This window comes from Klebsiella grimontii (assembly GCF_042137965.1).
Taxonomy (GTDB): domain Bacteria; phylum Pseudomonadota; class Gammaproteobacteria; order Enterobacterales; family Enterobacteriaceae; genus Klebsiella; species Klebsiella grimontii.
In genome coordinates this window covers 4,698,911-4,717,365 of sequence record NZ_CP169721.1, presented here as the reverse complement: position 1 = coordinate 4,717,365, position 18,455 = coordinate 4,698,911, and the positions used below count along the sequence as shown (strand labels likewise).

At 53.8% G+C, this 18,455-nt stretch carries 19 protein-coding genes; 7 read left to right on the top strand and 12 right to left on the bottom strand.

Annotation, left to right across the window (positions count from 1 at the left end):
* The first annotated feature begins 2 nt into the window (after window positions 1–2).
* Window positions 3–365: a protein YacL gene (gene yacL, locus ACE3MN_RS22150; RefSeq protein WP_004129024.1), complete on the top strand. Its 363-nt coding sequence runs from the start codon at window positions 3–5 to the stop codon at window positions 363–365.
* Between the two features lie 31 nt (window positions 366–396).
* Here yacL and speD read toward each other — a convergent pair whose 3' ends face one another.
* The 5 genes from speD to ACE3MN_RS22125 form a co-directional block, all read right to left on the bottom strand.
* On the bottom strand, window positions 397–1,191 hold the full coding sequence (gene speD / locus ACE3MN_RS22145) for an adenosylmethionine decarboxylase (protein WP_004872133.1): 795 nt from the start codon (window positions 1,189–1,191) through the stop codon (window positions 397–399).
* Window positions 1,192–1,205: 14 nt separating this feature from the next.
* The gene (speE, locus tag ACE3MN_RS22140) at window positions 1,206–2,069 is read right to left on the bottom strand and encodes a polyamine aminopropyltransferase (protein WP_024360327.1); all 864 of its coding nucleotides are present in this window, start codon (window positions 2,067–2,069) and stop codon (window positions 1,206–1,208) included.
* A gap of 150 nt (window positions 2,070–2,219) precedes the next feature.
* Window positions 2,220–3,929, bottom strand: coding sequence for an FKBP-type peptidyl-prolyl cis-trans isomerase N-terminal domain-containing protein (locus ACE3MN_RS22135; RefSeq protein ID WP_102650219.1), 1,710 nt, complete (start codon window positions 3,927–3,929; stop codon window positions 2,220–2,222).
* On the bottom strand, window positions 3,926–4,345 hold the full coding sequence (locus ACE3MN_RS22130) for a hypothetical protein (RefSeq protein WP_024360328.1): 420 nt from the start codon (window positions 4,343–4,345) through the stop codon (window positions 3,926–3,928). The genes ACE3MN_RS22135 and ACE3MN_RS22130 overlap by 4 nt, the downstream gene beginning before the upstream one ends.
* A 266-nt stretch (window positions 4,346–4,611) precedes the next feature.
* Window positions 4,612–4,959 carry a YacC family pilotin-like protein gene (locus ACE3MN_RS22125; protein ID WP_004872121.1) on the bottom strand — a complete coding sequence of 116 codons (348 nt, stop codon included), beginning with the start codon at window positions 4,957–4,959 and terminating at the stop codon, window positions 4,612–4,614.
* A gap of 146 nt (window positions 4,960–5,105) precedes the next feature.
* Between ACE3MN_RS22125 and cueO the strand changes: the two genes are divergently transcribed.
* A complete protein-coding gene (gene cueO / locus ACE3MN_RS22120) occupies window positions 5,106–6,689 on the top strand; it encodes a multicopper oxidase CueO (protein WP_102650220.1) in 1,584 nt (527 codons plus the stop codon).
* Window positions 6,690–6,769: 80 nt separating this feature from the next.
* Here the strand turns inward: cueO and ACE3MN_RS22115 are convergent, their stop codons facing one another.
* A complete protein-coding gene (locus ACE3MN_RS22115; RefSeq protein WP_004872116.1) occupies window positions 6,770–9,160 on the bottom strand; it encodes a glucose/quinate/shikimate family membrane-bound PQQ-dependent dehydrogenase in 2,391 nt (796 codons plus the stop codon).
* A 203-nt stretch (window positions 9,161–9,363) separates the two neighbouring features.
* On the opposite strand from ACE3MN_RS22115, the gene hpt reads away from it, so the two are divergent.
* Window positions 9,364–9,900, top strand: a complete 537-nt coding sequence (hpt, locus tag ACE3MN_RS22110) for a hypoxanthine phosphoribosyltransferase (protein WP_014227950.1) — start codon at window positions 9,364–9,366, stop codon at window positions 9,898–9,900.
* Window positions 9,901–9,950: 50 nt separating this feature from the next.
* Here hpt and can read toward each other — a convergent pair whose 3' ends face one another.
* On the bottom strand, window positions 9,951–10,613 hold the full coding sequence (gene can, locus ACE3MN_RS22105) for a carbonate dehydratase (RefSeq protein WP_004129036.1): 663 nt from the start codon (window positions 10,611–10,613) through the stop codon (window positions 9,951–9,953).
* Between the two features lie 107 nt (window positions 10,614–10,720).
* Here can and ACE3MN_RS22100 point away from each other — a divergent pair, with 107 nt between their 5' ends.
* The 4 genes from ACE3MN_RS22100 (at window position 10,721) to ACE3MN_RS22085 (ending at window position 14,287) form a co-directional block, all read left to right on the top strand.
* Complete coding sequence (locus ACE3MN_RS22100; protein WP_004872112.1) at window positions 10,721–11,647, top strand: ABC transporter ATP-binding protein; 927 nt, start codon at window positions 10,721–10,723, stop codon at window positions 11,645–11,647.
* Window positions 11,644–12,414, top strand: coding sequence for an ABC transporter permease (locus tag ACE3MN_RS22095; RefSeq protein ID WP_004129040.1), 771 nt, complete (start codon window positions 11,644–11,646; stop codon window positions 12,412–12,414). Before ACE3MN_RS22100 ends, ACE3MN_RS22095 begins: the two co-directional genes overlap by 4 nt.
* 121 nt (window positions 12,415–12,535) lie before the next feature.
* Window positions 12,536–12,976 (top strand): PTS sugar transporter subunit IIA, encoded by a 441-nt coding sequence (locus ACE3MN_RS22090; RefSeq protein ID WP_004872110.1) that lies wholly within the window; start codon window positions 12,536–12,538, stop codon window positions 12,974–12,976.
* 57 nt (window positions 12,977–13,033) lie between these two features.
* Entirely contained in the window at window positions 13,034–14,287 is a 1,254-nt protein-coding gene (locus ACE3MN_RS22085; protein WP_102650221.1) for a polysaccharide deacetylase family protein, read from the top strand.
* 1 nt (window position 14,288) lies between these two features.
* On the opposite strand, the gene panD is transcribed toward ACE3MN_RS22085, so the two are convergent.
* From panD to pcnB, 5 genes are all read right to left on the bottom strand, one after another.
* The gene (gene panD / locus ACE3MN_RS22080; RefSeq protein WP_004129045.1) at window positions 14,289–14,669 is read right to left on the bottom strand and encodes an aspartate 1-decarboxylase; all 381 of its coding nucleotides are present in this window, start codon (window positions 14,667–14,669) and stop codon (window positions 14,289–14,291) included.
* Between the two features lie 93 nt (window positions 14,670–14,762).
* On the bottom strand, window positions 14,763–15,617 hold the full coding sequence (gene panC, locus ACE3MN_RS22075; protein WP_004872105.1) for a pantoate--beta-alanine ligase: 855 nt from the start codon (window positions 15,615–15,617) through the stop codon (window positions 14,763–14,765).
* A gap of 11 nt (window positions 15,618–15,628) precedes the next feature.
* A complete protein-coding gene (gene panB, locus ACE3MN_RS22070; protein ID WP_004098680.1) occupies window positions 15,629–16,420 on the bottom strand; it encodes a 3-methyl-2-oxobutanoate hydroxymethyltransferase in 792 nt (263 codons plus the stop codon).
* A 118-nt stretch (window positions 16,421–16,538) separates the two neighbouring features.
* Window positions 16,539–17,018 carry a 2-amino-4-hydroxy-6-hydroxymethyldihydropteridine diphosphokinase gene (gene folK / locus ACE3MN_RS22065; RefSeq protein ID WP_024360332.1) on the bottom strand — a complete coding sequence of 160 codons (480 nt, stop codon included), beginning with the start codon at window positions 17,016–17,018 and terminating at the stop codon, window positions 16,539–16,541.
* On the bottom strand, window positions 17,015–18,412 hold the full coding sequence (gene pcnB / locus ACE3MN_RS22060; RefSeq protein ID WP_071830632.1) for a polynucleotide adenylyltransferase PcnB: 1,398 nt from the start codon (window positions 18,410–18,412) through the stop codon (window positions 17,015–17,017). Before pcnB ends, folK begins: the two co-directional genes overlap by 4 nt.
* Window positions 18,413–18,455: the final 43 nt, after the last annotated feature.

The window sequence follows — 18,455 nt, the reverse complement described above, 5'->3', positions numbered from 1 at the left end:
CTATGGATTACGAATTTCTGCGCGATATTACCGGAGTGGTAAAGGTGCGAATGTCGATGGATCATGAGGCTATCGGCCACTGGTTCAACGAAGAGGTCAAAGATAACCTTACCCTGCTTGATGAAGTCGAGCAGGCCGCGCGCACCGTCAAAGGCAGCGAACGTTCCTGGCAGCGTGCCGGTCATGAATACACATTATGGCTGGATGGTGAAGAAGTGATGATCCGCGCCAATCAGCTGGATTTTTCCGGCGATGAGATAGAAGAGGGGATGAGCTACTACGACGAAGAAAGCCTCTCGCTGTGCGGTATTGAAGATTTTTTACAGGTCGTTGCCGCCTATCGTGAGTTTATGCAGCAGCGCTAAGTCTGGCGGAGCCTCCGTGCTCCGCCGGGCGTTACACCGCCGGTATATTTCTTGCGTAGTAAATTTCACGCATCTCTTTCCACAGCTGGTCAGTGATGACCCTGCGCTCTTCTTCGGTTAAATCTTCCGGCCTGGTGTGAAACATATAGTGCTTAAGGTCGAATTCCTTAAGCAGCATCTTGGTATGGAAGATATTCTCCTGGTAAACGTTCACGTCCACCATGTCATACAAAGACTTAATATCCTCGGACATGAAGTTCTGAATGGAGTTAATTTCATGATCGATGAAGTGCTTCATGCCGTTCACATCGCGGGTAAAACCGCGAACGCGATAGTCAATGGTGACAATATCGGATTCTAGCTGGTGAATCAGATAATTCAGGGCCTTCAGCGGTGAAATGACCCCGCAGGTAGAGACTTCAATATCGGCACGGAAGGTGCACAGCCCGCCTTCAGGATGGCTTTCCGGGTAGGTATGAACGCAGATATGGCTTTTATCGAGATGCGCCACGACGGTTTCCGGTAGCGGGCCTGGATGTTCGGTCTGATCGATAAGCTGCGGATCGATAGGCTCTTCGCTGACCAGGATCGTCACGCTGGCGCCCTGAGGCTCATAATCCTGACGCGCAATGTTAAGAATATTTGCGCCGATAATTGAACAGGTCTCGGACAAAATTTCTGTCAGGCGGTTGGCGTTGTAGAGTTCGTCAATATAGGCGATGTAGCCATCGCGCTCCTCTGCCGTTTTCGCGTAGCAGATATCATAGATGCAAAAACTCAGGCTTTTGGTCAGATTGTTAAAGCCGTGCAGCTTCAATTTTTTCAATTTAGATCACCCCCTTACTTAACGGTGGATAGCGCATTCAGTAAATATTGCGGTAAAGCAAATGCCGCCGCGTGAATTGCCGGATTGTAATAACGGCACTTCAGGTTCGATTTATGAAAGCGGGCCTGGATGATTTCGCTGGAAAGGTGGCGCAGGGCTTCGTTGTCCGTGGCCCATGCGAAGGTCATAATGCCGCCGTAATAGGTTGGAATCGCCGCCTGATAGAAGCTCACATCGCTAAAGTAATGACTGAGCTTGCGATGGCTATCGACGGCCTCATCCTGCTGCAGGAAGCTGACGCCGTTCTGAGCGACGAAAATCCCGCCAGGATTGAGGCAGCGTTTGCAGCCTTCATAAAATGCGGAAGTGAACAGGCTCTCGCCGGGACCGATAGGATCGGTGCAATCGGAGATAATGACGTCAAACGTTTGCGCCGTTTGGTTAACAAAATTGACGCCATCGTCAATGACCAGCGTAAAACGCGGATCGTCGTACGAGCCAGCGTTATGATTAGGCAGATACTGACGACAGAACGACACCACGCCAGCGTCAATTTCTACCATAGTGATGCTTTCGACATTGCCGTGGCGAGAGACTTCGCGCAGCATGGCGCCATCGCCGCCGCCGATAATTAACACATGTTTCGCCTGACCGTGGGCCATTAGCGGAACATGGGTCATCATTTCATGGTAGATGAACTCATCACGCTCGGTGGTTTGTACCACCCCGTCCAGCGCCATCACGCGACCAAACGCCGCGTTTTCGAAAATGATTAAATCCTGATGCTCGGTTTTCTCATGATACAGAACGTTATCAACGCTGAAATACTGACCAAAATGGTCGTGCAGCGTTTCATGCCACAGATTGCTATCGGCCACGGGCAGATCCTCCTTTGTTAACATCTGTTACACCCATTAAAATGAGCGCAACATCATAGCCAACTATAGAAGATGATGCACGGCGGATATTTCAGCAAATGAGGCGTGGTAAGAAAATGGCGAACGCCGCCCTGGCGGGAGGCGTTAGGATCAGGGTTTTTTAGCCTGCGGTTGTGCTGCAGTGGCGTCAACGATTCTGAGCGAATAGACCATGGTCGCTCCCGGCGGGATTTTAGGCGGTTTGCCTTCGCTGCCGTAGGCGAGCTCGGGAGGGATCACGACCGTAATAGCGCCGTGATTTCCCAGCCGCTTTATGGGCCCAAGGAACAGTGGAGGATAAGATTTCAGGGACTGAGACCACACTTTACCCTCCGCCTCCATATCGTTAATGACGGTTCCGTCAGTAAGCGTTTCTTTGATGGTGACGGTAACGATGTCGCTATCGAGAATCTTGCCCTTACCGGCATAATCTATGCGACTGTAAACGCCATCTTTCAATACCACTCCTTTTTGCTGCGCGAACTTTTGCTGATATTTCTTTCCTTCGCTAAGCGTTTGCTGTTCGATCTTCTTCAGGTTCTGAAAGACTTTTTTAGATACATCGAACAAAGCTTTATTGCGCGCTTTCTCATCAAGGGCGATATTTCCGGAAAAAGAATCCTGGATCCCCTGCAGTACGGTATCTTTGCTCATTTTTACGCCCTGGGAATCCCGGGTGGATAAGAGCTGTAGCACTTCAGCGCCCATCGATACGCCAATAGCGTAAGCCTGCTGCAGGGGCGCTTTCGCAAGGTCGATAGCCGCTGGTTTTTTAGCTTCGGCATCAGCTAACATGGTTTTTAGTCGGGTAATTTCATCTGCGCTGGCTTGCAGTTGGGCTTTATCTTTATCGGCGGCATCCTCCTGAAGGGATGACTGCTGCTTGCTGATGATAAAGGAATCCAGTTTAGCCGTGAGCGCCTGTTTTTCTACCCCTGCAGCCGCCAGTTTTGTCGTTAAATCCTTTTCTTTCGTTTCATAGGCGGCGAGCTTCGCGAGCACGACTTTATGGTCTGTTTCAGCCGCCTCCAGCTTCGTTTGTAGCGCCTGCCGGGCGGCGTCAGCCGCGGTGAGTTTTGCGCGCATTTGCCCCTGAGCTGACTCAGCGGCAGCGAGCTTGCTAATGAGCGCTTGTTTGTCTGATGCAGCAGCCGTGAGCCTGGAGGCCGTATCTTGCTTTTCCGTTTCCGCCGCGGCGAGTTTCTTTATCAGTGCCTGTTTTTCAGCGGTTGCCTCAGTCAGCTGCAGCTCGGCTTTTTGTTTTGCGGATTCTACTAATAAGAGCCTTTTTTCTTGCTGCACTATTTTATTTTCGGAGGCGTTACGCTGGCCCACGCTCTGTTTTATTTCAGCTGCGGCCGTTAGCTCTTTATCTATTAATCGTTGTTTTTCGGCTACAGCAGCCGCTAATTTTTTCTCAAGCAGCTGAATTTTATCAGTCAGCTCTTTTTGGTTATCTGCTGCGGCATTAATCGTCACAGGTTTAGCTTCCAGCTGCTGTCGAAGCTGGCGGATGAGTTTATCTTTTTGAGAAATTATTGCAGCCTGGCGGGAGATATCATTGGTACTCTGAACGCTTTTTTTATTGGTTGTTTTTGTTTTATTGCTTTTTTCCTCCTCGGGCTTAACAGGCTCACGACTTTCCTGCGCCTGCTGCTCTTTAGCGTAATTTAAAAATGCAGGGCCTGAAGCGTCGCTGCTTGAACTCGTCGTGACGCTTATCAGCGCATCTTTTTCCGCAAAGGCGTCCGGCGATAGCGCCAGCACAAACACTGCTGCCAGCGATACCGAATTGAAATTTTTAGCTATTTTCCCGTTCATAGCTGAACATTTTCACCACGTTTAACAAGACTATCTATCAATGCCTTTTCAATATCAGCGCATAGCTTGATTGATTTGAACTGGTACATCGAATCGATTCCCTGTTTTGTCGGTTCAGCGACTTTACTGCGGACAGAATTATATTGGGTTGCAGCGCTCAGCAGGGCGGTGAACTCATTACCGAGTTTGTCTGCCTGCTTCGGATTCACTTCTTTCAGAGACTCAAGAGCCTTACGGCAGGAGTCTAAACGCGCTTGCTCATCTGCGACTCTCTGCTGTTCCGTTTGTTGTTGGCTTAATGTCGTATCAGATAATGGTTTCATTAATCTGGCGGATTGTCTGGACTGCGTTGAATTACAGCCCACTAATAAAATGACGGCCAGAGGCGCTATGCGTGTAAATAAGGATATGTTCAAGGTTTCATTCCATTGATAAAAAGGGGTGTTATTGGGCGATAATAGTGTGCAAAAAAGAAGATTGCAATATTAGAGTTTTGTTTTTGAAAGTCTATTTATTATATTTGTTTTGGTGATGAGTCAAATTCTTAATGAATTAAGTTTGAATTGTTAGTGAATTCTATGAATTGAGATATAAATTAAAGCACGTAGTTAATTGAGCCGCTATTATTACGGCGCATCATAGCCGTATTCTCACGGCTACCGATTTTTTGAAATGAGGGGGGTTATTTCACGTAAGCAAGCAGGCTAAGTGAGTCACGCGCCAGCGCTTTACATTTTTTGGTGGTGGGGATTTTGATTCCGCTGAGGTCCCGGTAGCTATCTTCACCCAGCGCTTTCATATTGAAGCTGTCGTAATTGCTTAAATCCCACTGGTTCTGCTGAGCAAAAAAGACCAGGGCGCGGCGAATCTGCGTGTTGGGCAGATTTTGATAACCGCAGTCGTTCTTCAGAAAGACGAATACTGCCGTTAAATCAGCCATATCCTCCGCTTCGGACTCGCTTAATGCATAGCTATTGGCGGAGAGAGTGAGCAGGCTGCCAAGCACTATTGTTCTGAAAAGCGTCTTCATTTTTTCTACCATTGAATCACGGACGAACAACGTTAGCATACTTCGTTACACTGCGCCGAGCTTTATTCTTACTCTTCTACTTGACCTTCCTGTTGGGGGAGGGTTTAAGCTCAATTATTCACCAGCAGAATAAAAAGGATGTGAAAATGCAACGTCGTGAGTTTCTTAAACTAACCGCTGCGGTAAGCGTAGCCAGCGCATTGCCGCTATGGAGTCGCTCGGTTTTCGCCGCCAGTCGTCCATCGTTGCCTGTACCGGAGCTACTTACCGCCGACGCGCGCAATCGCATCCCGTTGATCATCCAGGCCGGAAAAACGCAGTTCGGCTCTCATCTTGCGACCACCTGGGGCTATAACGGTAATCTGCTGGGCCCGGCCCTACAGCTTAAGCAGGGGGAGCAGGCAACCATCGATATTCATAACCGGCTGGCGGAGGAGACCACCGTACACTGGCACGGTCTGGAGGTTCCCGGCGCCGTTGACGGCGGTCCCCAGGGCGTGATTGCCGCCGGAGGCTCCCGCACGGTGACCTTTACTCCAACGCAGCGGGCGGCGACCTGTTGGTTCCATCCTCATCAACATGGCAAAACCGGCAGACAGGTCGCGATGGGGCTGGCGGGGCTGGTACTGATTTCTGATGCGGAAAGCGAAAAGCTGCTCTTGCCAAAGCAGTGGGGAATTGATGATGTCCCGGTGATTGTGCAGGATAAAAAGTTCACCGCAGCGGGAGAGATTGATTATCAGCTCGATATCATGAGCGCAGCCGTTGGCTGGTTTGGCGATACGCTGCTGACTAACGGGGCGCTTTACCCGGAGCATGCCGCGCCTCGCGGCTGGCTACGGTTGCGTCTGCTTAACGGTTGTAATGCGCGTTCTTTGAATTTCGCCACCAGCGATAAGCGGCCCATGTACGTGGTGGCAAGCGATGGCGGTCTGCTGGCTGAGCCGGTGAAAGTCAACGAGCTGCCGGTGCTGATGGGGGAGCGTTTCGAAGTGCTGGTGGATACCACTGACGGGAAACCCTTTGATTTAATTACGCTACCGGTTAACCAGATGGGGATGGCGATTGCTCCGTTTGATCGGCCGCAGCCGGTATTACGCGTGCAGCCACTGACTATCCAGGCTTCCGGTAAGCTGCCGGATGTTCTGGCCGCTATGCCAGCGCTGCCCTCCCTTCAGGGGTTTACTCAGCGTACTCTGCAGCTCTCTATGGATCCGATGCTCGATATGATGGGGATGCAGGCGCTGATGCAAAAATATGGCGACCAGGCGATGTCCGGCATGGACCATGGCATGATGATGAATCATGGCGATATGGGGAATATGAATCACGGAAACATGAATCATGGCGGCATGGCGCAGATGAAGCACGGTCATCAAGGTTTTGATTTCCATAATGCGAATCGAATCAACGGTAAAGCCTTTGATATGAATGTTCCCCTGTTTGCGGCGGCGAAAGGGCAGTATGAGCGGTGGGTGATTTCCGGCAAAGGCGACATGATGTTGCATCCTTTCCATATTCACGGTACTCAGTTCCGTATTTTGTCCGAAAACGGTAAAGCGCCGGCACCCCACCGGAGCGGCTGGAAAGATACCGTCAGGGTGGAAGGCGATGTCAGTGAAGTGCTGGTGAAATTTGATCACGATGCGCCGAAAGAACATGCCTATATGGCGCACTGCCATCTGCTGGAGCATGAAGATACGGGGATGATGCTTGGATTTACGGTGTAGCTCGTCTAAGCGGGCTCGCCTGGCGCGAAAAGAGAGAGACGTACCATAGAGAGAAGGCCCGGAAACCGGGCCTTCTTTTTTTACTTCGCGTCGTCCGGTAAAGCATAAGCGACGATATAGTCGCCCATCTTCGTGCCAAACGAACCGTGACCGCCCGCAGAGATGACAACGTACTGCTTGCCATTCACTTCATAGGTCATCGGCGTCGCCTGACCGCCAGCCGGCAGACGTGCCTGCCATAACTTCTCGCCGTTGCTCATATTGTAAGCGCGCAGATAGTTATCCGCGGTCGCGCCGATAAACAGCACATTGCCGGCCGTCGAAATTGGGCCGCCCAGCATCGGCATACCCATGGTGAACGGGAGCTTAACCGGCATCGGGAACGGCAGGCTATCCTGTGGCGTACCGATACGTTTTTTCCACACCACTTCGTTGGTTTTCAGATCCAGCGCGGAGATATAGCCCCATGCCGGCTGTTTGCAGGGCAGACCGAACGGTGACAGGAACGGGTTGAGCGTGACGCCGTAAGGAACGCCGTACTGCGGCTGAATACCGGCCTCGGTACCCGAACCTTTGGCGTCTTTTGGTTGCTCCATCGGATTACCGGGTCCGCGAGGGATCAGTTTTGAGACAAACGGCAGCGCCATTGGGTTAGCAATCGCCACCTGGCGGTTCGGATCGACGGAGATACCGCCCCATTCGAACATCCCCAGGTTACCCGGGAAGACCAGCGTACCTTGTTCTGACGGTGGAGTGAAAATCCCTTCATAGCGCAGCTGATGGAAGATAACGCGGCACACCAGCTGGTCGAACATGGTGGCGCCCCACATATCCGCGCCGGTCAGGTCTTTCTTCGGTCGGAAGCTCAGGTCGGAGAACGGCTGAGTTTTTGCGACGTAGTCACCTTTCGCCGCCCCTTGCGGAACCGGTTTTTCCGGTGCCGGGACGACCAGCTCGCCGTTACGGCGATCGAGGACAAAAATATTACCGGTTTTTGCCGGAGCGTAAATCACCGGCACGGTTTTGCCGTTCACGTCAATGTCCGCCAGCGTCGGCTGCGACGGCATATCCATATCCCACAGATCGTGATGAACGGTCTGGTAACTCCACGCCAGTTTACCGGTCGTGGCGTTCAGCGCCACGATGGAGCTGGCATAGCGCTCTTGTTCGGGCGTACGGTTGCCGCCCCAGATATCCGGGGTGGTCACGCCCATAGGCAGGTAGACCAGATCCAACTTCGCATCATAGGCCGCCGGTGCCCAGGAGTTTGGTGAATTCAGGGTGAAATGATGTTCATCATCAGGAATCGCGTTGGGATCTTTCGCGCCCGGATCAAAGGCCCACAGCAGTTTACCGGTATTCACATCAAAGCCGCGAATAACGCCTGAAGGCTCGCGGGTGGAGAAGTTATCGGTCACGGCGCCGGCGATGACGATTGTCTTATCAGTAATAATCGGCGGTGAAGTGGGTTCATACATGCCCGGCGTGGTGACTGGCATATTGGTTTGCAGGTTGAGAATGCCTTTATTAGCGAAGGACTCACACAGCTTACCGGTTTCGGCATTGATGGCGAACAGGCGGCCATCGTTGACCGGAAGAATAATGCGGCGCGGGCAGTCGGCAACCACATCCGCCGGCGCGTTATCCGCTTTGGCTTCATGATATGAAACGCCGCGGCAGGTCACATGCTGGAAAGACGGGTCCGCGTTGAGCTGCGGATCGAAATGCCACTTTTCTTTACCGGTGGCCGCATCAAGCGCGAACAGGCGCTGGTGGGCGGTACACAGATAGAGCGTGTCGCCAACTTTAATCGGCGTGACTTCATTGGTGATTTCACCCGGATCGTTAGGCTGCTTGAGATCGCCCGTACGGAATACCCATGCCTCTTTCAGGTTCTTCACGTTATCGGCGTTAATCTGCTTCAGCGGCGAGTAGCGCTGGCCTTCCTGGTTGCGGCCATACGCCGACCAGTCGCCATCTGCCACCTCGGAAATTGGCGCCGCTGGCGTTGCATCAGCGCTCAGCGTACCGTTGACCTCCTGCGGGTCGTTGAAGCCAGCCCATGTAAGGATGCCGCCGCTAATCAGCAGGGCGACAACCAGCCCGGCAACGGCGCCAGAGGAGGGAATCGGCAGGCGACGCCAGACAAACGGCAGAATAAGCCAGATGCCGAAGAAGACCAGGATGTCGCTACGCGGAGTCAGCGCCCAGAAGTCGAAGCCAACTTCCCATACGCCCCAGATCATGGTGGCAAGCAGCAGCGCGGCGTACAGCCAAAGCGCAGAACGCTTACCGCGGAACAGCAAGACGGTGACGGCCAGCATCACCAGACCTGCGACAGGGTAGTACCATGAGCCGCCGAGGGCGACCAGCCAGGCCCCGCCTGCTAAGAGATACAGGCCACAGAACGCTGCAAAAAGAGCCGTCAGCGTCACGAGTAGCCGTGATTGTTGAGATTTTGTTTCTGCCATAGAAGGACACTCGTTTGTTTGTTAATTTTTTAACTGCAATTAATTATAGGATTTAACAAGTGTGATCGGAATCACAAAATGGGCTTTATTAATCACTGCATCGCATATTTCTTTTTGCTGGTATACTGCGTGGCTTGCCGGTCAACGTCGGTGCAATCGCAGCGGAGTTGATGATTTACATTAAGAATCAAATGGTTAGTTTTATGAAACATACTGTAGAAGTGATGATCCCGGAAACCGAGATCAAAGCCCGTATTGCTGAGCTCGGTCGCCAAATCAACGAGCACTACAAAGATAGCGGCAGCGAAATGGTGCTGGTGGGGCTGTTGCGTGGCTCATTTATGTTTATGGCCGACCTGTGCCGTGAAGTTCAGGTACCGCATGAAGTCGATTTTATGACCGCCTCCAGCTACGGTAGCGGCATGTCCACCACCCGTGACGTCAAAATCCTCAAAGACCTGGATGAGGATATCCGCGGTAAAGATGTGCTGATCGTGGAAGACATCATCGACTCTGGCAACACGCTGTCAAAAGTGCGCGAAATCCTCAGCCTGCGTGAACCAAAATCGCTGGCGATTTGTACGCTGCTCGATAAGCCAAGCCGCCGCGAAGTGAAGGTGCCGGTTGAGTTTGTCGGTTTTGCGATCCCGGACGAGTTCGTGGTGGGATATGGCATCGACTATGCTCAGCGCTACCGCCACCTGCCGTATATCGGCAAAGTGACGCTGCTGGACGAGTAACGCGGATTATCTATCCCGGCTTATCCGGGATATTAAGAGGGGCGCGTGAATTACTTGTGATTGACGTGCTTGCTTTTAAGGTTGGAAATTCCATGGCGATAGCGCTGTTCCAGCGTTTCGCGGCTGACGGCGGTCACGTCAAGATCGCGTAACATGCCGTCGTGAATGCCGTAGGCCCAGCCGTGAATTGTCACTTTCTGTCCACGCTTCCACGCCGACTGCATAATCGTTGAATGGCCAAGGTTGTAAACCTGCTCCATCACATTCAATTCACACAGCGTATCAAGGCGGCGCTCTTCGGGCATTTCCCCCAGCAGCGAGCTGTGCTTAAACCAGATATCGCGAATATGCAGCAGCCAGTTGTCGATAAGGCCTAGCTCGGTGTTTTCAATCGCCGCCTGCACGCCGCCGCAGCCGTAGTGGCCGCAGATGATGATGTGTTCGACTTCCAGTACATCGACCGCGTACTGCACCACGGAAAGGCAGTTCAGGTCGGTGTGAATCACCAGGTTGGCGACGTTACGGTGTACAAACAGCTCGCCGGGTTCCAGGCCGGTCAAACGTTCAGCGGGGACGCGGCTATCGGAACATCCAATCCACAGAAAGCGCGGCTTCTGCGCCTGTGCCAGTTTCTCAAAGAAACCGGGGTCTTCCTCCACCAGCATTTTTGACCATAGTGCATTGTTGCTGATGAGTGTATCTATATCGTTCATGGATGTTTACGGGCCTGTAACCAAGTAAGTGCGTTGCGCTAATATAGGTTAACCTCACATTTTTTAAAACAACCCATCGCGTGTCACGACACGAGAAGAGACATTTAATGACCATTGCTCTGGAACTAAAACAGCTCAAAAAAACCTACCCCGGCGGGGTTCAGGCGCTGCGCGGAATCGATCTTCAGGTAGAAGCGGGCGATTTTTACGCGCTCCTGGGGCCGAACGGCGCGGGAAAATCCACCACTATCGGCATTATCAGTTCGCTGGTGAACAAAACCTCCGGCGAGGTCAACGTGTTTGGCTATGACCTGCAAAAGGATGTGGTGAACGCCAAGCGCCAGCTCGGCCTGGTGCCGCAGGAGTTCAACTTTAACCCCTTTGAAACCGTGCAGCAGATTGTGATTCACCAGGCGGGCTACTACGGCGTTGAGCGCAAAGAAGCCATCGCCCGTAGCGAAAAGTACCTCAAACAGCTCGATCTTTGGGAAAAGCGCAACGAACGCGCGCGGATGCTCTCCGGGGGCATGAAGCGCCGCCTGATGATTGCCCGCGCGTTGATGCATGAACCGAAGCTGCTGATTCTCGATGAGCCAACGGCGGGAGTGGATATTGAGCTGCGTCGTTCGATGTGGGGATTCCTGAAAGATCTGAATGATAAAGGCACCACGATCATCCTGACGACCCACTATCTGGAAGAGGCCGAAATGCTGTGTCGCAATATCGGTATTATTCAGAACGGCGAGCTGGTGGAAAACACCTCGATGAAGGCGCTGCTTTCCAAGCTGAAATCAGAAACCTTTATTCTCGATCTGGCTCCCAAAAGCCCATTACCGGTACTGGAAGGCTATCAGTATCGTCTGGTTGATACGTCGACGCTGGAGGTTGAGGTGCTGCGCGAGCAGGGGATTAATAGCGTATTTACGCAATTGAGCGCGCAGGGAATACAGGTATTAAGTATGCGTAACAAAGCTAACCGTCTGGAAGAGCTGTTTGTCACGCTGGTACACGATCGGAAAGGAGAATCAGCATGATGCAGCTTTATTGGGTCGCGCTGAAAAGCATCTGGACCAAAGAGATCCATCGCTTTATGCGTATTTGGATCCAGACGCTGGTGCCGCCGGTCATTACGATGACCCTTTACTTTGTCATTTTTGGCAATCTGATCGGCTCGCGCATCGGTGAAATGCATGGTTTTACCTATATGCAGTTTATCGTGCCGGGCCTGATTATGATGGCGGTGATCACCAACGCCTACGCCAATGTCGCGTCATCATTCTTCAGCGCGAAATTTCAGCGCAATATTGAAGAACTGCTGGTCGCGCCGGTCCCCACCCATGTGGTGATCGCCGGCTATGTGGGCGGCGGCGTTGCCCGCGGTCTGTGCGTCGGGATTCTGGTGACGGCGATTTCGCTGTTTTTCGTCCCGTTCCAGGTTCACTCATGGGTATTTGTCGCCCTGACTCTGGTGCTGACCGCCGTGTTATTTTCGCTGGCTGGTCTGCTGAACGCGGTGTTTGCCAAAACCTTTGATGATATCAGCCTCATTCCGACCTTCGTGCTGACGCCGCTGACCTACCTCGGCGGGGTTTTTTATTCGCTGACCCTGCTGCCGCCGTTCTGGCAAGGCCTGTCGCATCTGAACCCGATTGTCTACATGATCAGCGGCTTCCGCTACGGCTTCCTCGGCATTAATGATGTTCCGCTCGCCACAACCTTCGGCGTGCTGGTGGTGTTTATCGTCGCGTTTTATATTTTGTGTTGGTATCTGATCCAGCGCGGGCGCGGGCTGCGCAGCTAATTTAGCCGTTCATGGCGCTTCGCTGCGCAGTTAAGCGAAGCGCCAGCAAACAATTTTGATTGTCATCACCGATATTTATCGCTTCCCTTGCTAAATTGTTTGCCTGCTAAGGAGGTAGGCGATGTTAGGTTGGGTGATTACCTGTCATGACGAACTGGCGCAGGAGATGCTGGATCGTCTGGAGAAAAAGTTTGGGCCGCTGACGCAGTGTCGGGCGGTTAACTACTGGCGTAATCTCAGCAGCAATATGCTGAGCCGCATGATGTGCGACGCGCTGCACGAAACTGACGGCGGGAAAGGGGTCATTTTTCTGACTGATAAAACCGGCGCGGCGCCTTATCGCGTCGCTGCGCTGATGAGCCACAAGCACACCCACTGCGAAGTGATTTCTGGTATCAGCTACCCATTACTGGAAAGTATGTATCTGCTACGTCCGTCCCTCAGTAGTGAAGCCTTCCGCCACGCGATTGTCAGCGCCGGAGGTCCTGCGGTGAGCAGCCTCTGGCATCAGCAGCAAAAAAATCCGCCTTTTCGACTACTGCATGAGCCGTACGGGAATTAAGCATTGGTATTGATGATGCTTTTGTTACAATGACGGCAGTTCTTGTCTACTGGTTCGATGCGCATGTTTGCCCGAATTCTTGCTTTACTTCTCCTGTTCACGACGCTCGGCGCCTCAGCCAGTTTGTTAAGCCAGCAGGGTGTCCCGGCACGTTATATGCAGACGACCGAAGATGCCGATATCTGGGCACAGGTGGGCAATCAGGTAGTGAGCGTCGGCCACGTGCGGGCAGGACAGATTCTGGCGGTAGTGCCGACGGCGGCGGATTACTATGAGTTTAATTTTGGCTTTGCGACCGGCTTTATTGATAAAGGCCACCTGGAGCCGGTACAGGGGAAGCAGCGGGTTGAGGACAGCCTGGGCGATCTGCATAAATCCCTGAGCAACCAAAACCTCATGACCTGGAAAGATACGCCGGTATATGATGCCCCCGCCATTGGCAGCGCGCCCTTTGGCACCCTGGCGAGTAATTTGCGTTACCCGATTATCAGCAAGCTTAAAGATCGGCTGAATCAAACCTGGTTTCAGATTCGCATCGGCAACCGGCTGGCGTGGGTGAGCAGCCTTGATGCCCAGGAAGATAACGGCATCCCCATCCTTACCTACCACCATATTCTTCGTGACGAAGAAAACACCCGCTTTCGCCATACCTCAACAACGACTTCCGTTCGCGCCTTCAGCAACCAGATGACCTGGCTACGCGACCAGGGCTATACCACGCTGAGTATGTATCAGCTTGAGGGCTATCTGCGTAATAAAGTGAACCTACCGGCGCGCTCGGTGGTGATCACCTTTGACGATGGGCTGAAGTCGGTCAACCGCTACGCGTACCCGATCCTCAAGCAGTATGGCTTTCACGCCACGGCTTTTATTATCTCGTCGCGCATTAAGCGCCATCCGCAGAAATGGGCGCCGAAATCGCTGCAGTTTATGAGTATTTCCGAGCTAAAACAGATTCAGGACGTTTTTGACGTGCAGTCGCATACCCATTTTCTCCATCGGGTTGATACCGATCGTCATCCAATTCTGCTCAGCCGCAGCTATCACAATATTCTGTTTGATTTTGAGCATTCGCGGCGGGCGCTGGCGCAGTTTAATCCGCACGTACAGTATCTCTCTTACCCGTTTGGCGGCTATAACGCCACGGCGGTTCAGGCGGCGAATGACGCTGGTTTTCATCTGGCGGTGACGACGGTAAGAGGAAAGGTGAAACCGGGGGATAATCCGTTCTTATTGAAAAGGCTGTATGTATTAAGAACGGATTCGCTGGAAACCATGTCGCGGCTGATAAGCAACCAGCCGCAGGGGTAGATCAGGCAACCTGTACCGGAATAGCTTTTGCCTGGCGCTTCATTTCGTTCTCGCCTTCAAAATAGGCCACTTTCGGCTGCCAGGCGCGGGCTTCTTCGTCAGGCATCATAACGAAGCTGGCGATAATCAGAATATCACCGACGCTCGCACAGTGCGCCGCGGCGCCGTTAACGGAGATAATTCGCGAACCGCGCTCCGCGGCGATGGCGTAGGTGGAGAAACGATTACCGTTGGTCACGTTCCAGATATGAATAGCCTCGTTTTCCAGGATGCCGGACGCATCCAGGAAATCCTGATCAATAGCGCAGGAGCCTTCATAGTGCAGGTCGGCCTGCGTGACTTTAACGCGGTGGAGTTTGCCCTGCAGCATATTACGAATCATAACGTCTACCTTTAAAGCTTAACGATAACAAAGCGGGCGTGACGTCCGCCTTGAGGAAATTCCTGGCAGTATTGCCCGATTTTTAACCCGTGTCTACCGAGCGAGCGCCACTATCTGGTTGTCGATCAAACGCGCTTCGCCGAGCCACGCCGCCATCAGGATCACCGCGCGCTGGCTGTTTTCGGTCAAATCGAGCAGCGTATCGGCGTCGCGGATCTGGATATCATCGGCGCGGAAGCCTTTTTCGTTCAGCTCCTGCCCGGCAATCGCGATAATTTCGTCAAGGTTGCGCTCGCCGGCCGCCAGTTTCTCCGCCGCGCGATTCATCACCTTATACAGCCCCGGCGCGATTTTGCGCTGCTCTGCGCTGAGATAGCCGTTGCGCGAACTCAGCGCCAGCCCGTCTTTCGCGCGCATAATCGGTACGCCAATAATCTCGATGTCGTAGCCCATATCCGCGACCATTTTGCGGATCAGCGCCAGCTGCTGGAAGTCTTTTTCGCCGAAGCAGGCGACGTCCGGCTGGATCAGGTTGAACAGCTTACTGACGATAGTGGAAACGCCGCGGAAGTGGCCTGGACGGCTGGCGCCCTCAAGCATCGTCGACAGCCCCGGGACATCGACGTAAGTCTGGCTTTCGGTACCCTGCGGGTAGATTTCCGCCGCGGCAGGCGCGAAGACCAAATCGACCTTCCGTTTGTTCAGCTTTTCGCAATCGTCCTGCAGGGTACGCGGATAGCGCGCCAGATCCTCGGCGCGGTCAAACTGCATTGGGTTGACGAAGATACTTGCCACCACGACATCCGCGCTGGCTTTAGCGGTATCAACCAGCTTCATATGGCCATCGTGCAGGTTGCCCATGGTGGGAACCAGCGCAATGCGCTTGCCCTCCTGGCGTAAACGGCGGATATGCTGGCGCAGCAGCGGCAGGGTTTCAATAATCAGCACAACAACACTCCTTAATGGAAACTGTGTTCTTCGCCCGGATACACGCCGGACTCCACTTCGGCAACATATTGCCGTACCGCGGCGCGCATGTCGCCCGCTGTGCTAAGGAAATTTTTGGCGAATTTTGGAATATGACCGCCGGTAATACCAAAAGCGTCATGCATCACGAGGATTTGTCCGTCAGTGACGTTGCCCGCGCCGATACCAATCACCGGGATGGTTAACGCCTCGGTGACGCGTTTCGCCAGTTCAACCGGTACGCACTCCAGCACCAGCAGCTGCGCGCCCGCCGCTTCCAGCGCCAGCGCATCATCAAGCAGAACTTGCCCGGCATCGCCGCGGCCCTGAATTTTATACCCGCCAAAGACATTCACCGACTGCGGGGTCAGACCGAGGTGTCCGCACACCGGTACCGCACGCTCGGCAAGCATTTTCACGGTATCCGCCAGCCAGGCGCCGCCCTCGATTTTGACCATGTTGGCTCCCGCGCGCATGACGATAGCGGCGTTCTCGAAGGTTTGTTCCGGCGTGGCGTAAGCCATAAACGGCAGGTCGGCGAGCAGCAGACAGTTCGGCGCGCCGCGGCGTACCGCGCGCGTGTGATAGGCGATGTCTTCAACGGTCACCGGCAGGGTGGAATCGTGGCCCTGCACCGTCATGCCCAGCGAATCGCCGACCAGCATCACGTTTATACCCTCATCGGCGAACAGCTTTGCAAAGCTGTAGTCGTAGGCGGTGATAGTGGCGAAGCGTTTCTTCTCCTGTTTACATTTCTGCAGCAGGGCGATAGTGGTCGGTTTCATAACGTTTCCTGATGATGAAAGTCATTTTAACCGGCATTCTAACAGCAGCATTCAGGGGGGCAATGGTTTTAGGCAACCGATTACCACGATCGCCGTAATTGCTAAAAAAGAAGGGTTATTACCAGAGGGCGGGTTTTTCTGCGCCGAGATTTGCCAGAACAGCCCGTAATGCCGTACCGTCGGGGAAACGCAGCTCGGGGGCGATTTCAAACAGCGGCCACAGCATAAAACCGCGGTTTTTCATATCGTAGTGCGGTACGGTCAGGCGCGGGCTGTTAATCACGTCATCGCCAAACAGCATGATGTCGAGGTCCAGCGTGCGCGGTCCCCAGCGTTCGGCTTTACGCGTGCGGCCCTGCTGCAGTTCAATACGCTGGGTGTGGTTGAGCAGCGCTTCTGCGGTCAGCGCGGTTTCCAGCGCGACGGCGACGTTGAGGTAGTCAGGCTGATCCTGCGGCCCCAGGGGCGGCGTGCGGTAGAAAGAGGAAACGCTTATTACCCGGCTATCGGGTATGTCCGCCAGCGCGTTAACGGCAGCGTTGACCTGCTCCAGCGGAGAGGCCAGATTGCTGCCAATCGCGATATAGACGAGCGTCATGCGCTACCTTCGCGGCGCGGCGCGCGTTTGCGCGGACGACGGTGGCGGCGGCGCGGGGCCGGATCGTCGCCTAAATCATCCAGCATATCTTTCTGATCCGGCGGCGCGGCGACCTGGAACTCGCCCCACCATTTGGTCAGACGCTGCAGCTCGCTGCTGTTTTCGGCGCCGGCGCGCAGCTCCAGCAGATCGTAGGCGGCGCGGAATTTTGGATGCTCCATCAGCTTCCACGCGCGTTTACCTTGACGGCGGGACATCCGCAGCTGAAGCTGCCAGATATCGCGCACCAGGGTAGTAATACGTTTCGGGATGGCCAGCGTGCGGCAGGCCTCGTCCAGCACGTCGTTCATCGCCAACGCGAAGGCATCGTAGTAGGCCAGTCCGCTCTCCTGCGCGATTTTCTGCGCGGTTTCCAGCAGCGGATACCAGAACATCACCGCGAACAGGAACGCCGGATTAACGCGCATATCGTTGCGAATGCGGGTATCGGTATTCTTCAGCACCTGGCTGATGATGCGCTCCATTGGACTATCGCCGCGCTCGGTGAAGTAGCGGGTAATGGTCGGGAACAGCGGCTGGAACAGATTATATTCGCGCAGCAGGATGTAGGTTTCATAACCGTCGCCGGCCTGCAGCAGCTTCAGGACTTCTTCAAACAGACGCGCCGGCGGCACATCGTGCAGCAGCGTCGCCAGGCGCGGGATCGGCTCGGCGGTCTCTTCGCTGATGCTCATACTGAGCTTCGCTGCAAAACGCACCGCGCGCAGCATGCGCACCGGATCTTCGCGATAGCGGGTTTCCGGATCGCCGATCAGACGGACGACGCCATCCTGCAGATCTTTCATGCCGCCGACGTAGTCGCGGACGGTGAAATCCGCCACGCTGTAGTAGAGGCTGTTGATGGTAAAGTCGCGGCGCTGGGCATCTTCTTCAATCGAACCGAAGATGTTGTCGCGCAGCAGCATGCCGTTCTGGCCGCGCTGGGAGGTGATGCGATCGGTGGTGTGGCCTTCATGATGGCCGCGGAAGGTGGCGACTTCGATAATTTCCGGCCCGAACATCACGTGCGCCAGGCGGAAGCGGCGGCCTACCAGGCGGCAGTTGCGGAACAGCTTACGGACCTGTTCCGGGGTCGCATTGGTGGTGACGTCAAAATCTTTAGGTTTTTTGCCCAGCAGCAGATCGCGTACGCCGCCGCCGACCAGCCACGATTCATAGCCCGCCTTGTTAAGTCTGTACATGACCTTGAGGGCATTTTCACTGATATCTTTGCGGGAAATTGCATGCTGCTCGCGCGGGATAACCGTCATATGTAATTGTTCGACGGCGGCTTCTGCCTCGCGCTCTTCACGGCTTAGCACCTTACGGCAAAAATTAGCGACTCGGGTAAAAATGGTACACCTCGTAGTGTCAGACGGACTTCAGGACAAAAAAATA

Bases quoted from the DNA above. Each gene is read 5' to 3' on its own strand.
- yacL (WP_004129024.1), top strand. From the start codon at position 3: ATGGATTACGAATTTCTGCGCGATATTACCGGAGTGGTAAAGGTGCGA.
- ACE3MN_RS22135 (WP_102650219.1), bottom strand. From the start codon at position 3,929: ATGAACGGGAAAATAGCTAAAAATTTCAATTCGGTATCGCTGGCAGCA.
- ACE3MN_RS22125 (WP_004872121.1), bottom strand. From the start codon at position 4,959: ATGAAGACGCTTTTCAGAACAATAGTGCTTGGCAGCCTGCTCACTCTC.
- cueO (WP_102650220.1), top strand. From the start codon at position 5,106: ATGCAACGTCGTGAGTTTCTTAAACTAACCGCTGCGGTAAGCGTAGCC.
- ACE3MN_RS22115 (WP_004872116.1), bottom strand. From the start codon at position 9,160: ATGGCAGAAACAAAATCTCAACAATCACGGCTACTCGTGACGCTGACG.
- hpt (WP_014227950.1), top strand. From the start codon at position 9,364: ATGAAACATACTGTAGAAGTGATGATCCCGGAAACCGAGATCAAAGCC.
- can (WP_004129036.1), bottom strand. From the start codon at position 10,613: ATGAACGATATAGATACACTCATCAGCAACAATGCACTATGGTCAAAA.
- ACE3MN_RS22100 (WP_004872112.1), top strand. From the start codon at position 10,721: ATGACCATTGCTCTGGAACTAAAACAGCTCAAAAAAACCTACCCCGGC.
- ACE3MN_RS22095 (WP_004129040.1), top strand. From the start codon at position 11,644: ATGATGCAGCTTTATTGGGTCGCGCTGAAAAGCATCTGGACCAAAGAG.
- ACE3MN_RS22090 (WP_004872110.1), top strand. From the start codon at position 12,536: ATGTTAGGTTGGGTGATTACCTGTCATGACGAACTGGCGCAGGAGATG.
- ACE3MN_RS22085 (WP_102650221.1), top strand. From the start codon at position 13,034: ATGCGCATGTTTGCCCGAATTCTTGCTTTACTTCTCCTGTTCACGACG.
- panD (WP_004129045.1), bottom strand. From the start codon at position 14,669: ATGATTCGTAATATGCTGCAGGGCAAACTCCACCGCGTTAAAGTCACG.
- panB (WP_004098680.1), bottom strand. From the start codon at position 16,420: ATGAAACCGACCACTATCGCCCTGCTGCAGAAATGTAAACAGGAGAAG.
- folK (WP_024360332.1), bottom strand. From the start codon at position 17,018: ATGACGCTCGTCTATATCGCGATTGGCAGCAATCTGGCCTCTCCGCTG.